Raw genomic sequence first — 1,339 nt, 5'->3', positions numbered from 1 at the left:
CAGATTGACGAGAAACCTGTAAGGTTCTCGTCAATCTGAGGCTCTTTTCATTTTTTATAGTGAAACAAGTAAACATTTCACAAATAAATCGTCGTTTTCCATAAAAATCGCCCATTACCTGACCTGTTTTGGTCAGGTAATGGGCGATTTTTTTCATGTTTTGACAAGCTGCCGTCAGATACGCCTGCATCTGGACAGACTTCAGCCCTCGATACCGGGCATATCGATACCCATTTAGCTCTTTTGCGTCGGCAAAGCTACGCTCAATCGTCGTGCAACGCATACGATAAAGTTGTTTACCTGCTTTTGTGCGCTTATTTAGACGCGCTTGTTCTTTGAATCTCTCCCAAATGTGACGTGTCACCACGCGTTGTTTTTGGGAAGCGGAAAAACAACCGTTTCTCATTGGACAAACGGCACAATCACTTGGATTTGATTTGTATGTACGATCTCCTGTGCGACTGGTAGTCGCATACGATAAAATGCACCCCATTGGACAAGCGAATACATCTTTTTCCTGTACGTAGTGAAACAGACGTTTTGGCACGTCTTTGTTTGACGATCCAAAACGCCGATAGCCCATCACCATAAAAATCCCTTTTTCAGAAAGGCGTTTACAAATATGGCTTGTAAAATACCCGGCATCTAATGCAACAGCTTCAACAGAAAAGCGAAACTTTTTTATTTGTATGTCAAGGCGGTCAAGATAAGGAACAGAGTCAGCCACATTGCCAGCTGTAATACAGGTGTCTGTAATAATATTATGTTTGACATCCACCGTTCGATGATCTAAATAATGAAAGCCATCTGGCTTTCCATCTCTCATCATAAAACCACTATCGGGATCCGTTGTACTGATGCGGGTTTGTTTTTGTAAGGCAACGCCTTCCTTTCGAGGACTTAGTTCTTTTTTCCGTTTTCAAGACGATCTTCGTTGACGGCTGCTTCTAACTCTTCCATATACGCTTGTCGGCGGGACTTCTTTGGTTGTTTTTCATATTTATGTTTATTTGCGTTCGCTTTGATATGAGTCGAGTCTGTCATTAAAGCACGTCCACCAACCATGCGATGTTCTATCGCCTGGCGAACAATTTCATCAAAAATGTCTTCAAAAATCGTCGTATCTAAAAAGCGTGTTCGGCGATTAAAACTAATCGTCGAATGGTGAGGAACGGCATCCGTTAACGATAAGCCTAAGAACCATCGATACGCCACATTCGTTTGAATTTCTTTGGCAAGTTGACGTTCGGAACGAACGCCATAAAAGTAGCCAATAAACATCATTTTGAATAGCGTAATGGGATGAATGGAAGGACGTCCATTGTCTTCACAATAATAA

Annotated in this window: 1 pseudogene; it reads right to left on the bottom strand. The window is 41.9% G+C overall.

Features of this window, described 5'->3' with window-relative positions:
* Positions 1-100 precede the first annotated feature (100 nt).
* Positions 101-1,339 (bottom strand): annotated as a pseudogene (locus BFL01S_RS20250) (IS1182 family transposase); the annotation flags it as partial.

The sequence above is a fragment of the Priestia flexa NBRC 15715 genome, assembly GCF_001591565.1.
GTDB classification, from domain to species: Bacteria; Bacillota; Bacilli; order Bacillales; family Bacillaceae_H; genus Priestia; species Priestia flexa.
The sequence above is the reverse complement of the archived record's forward strand: the minus strand, read 5'-3'. Positions and strand labels throughout refer to the sequence as shown.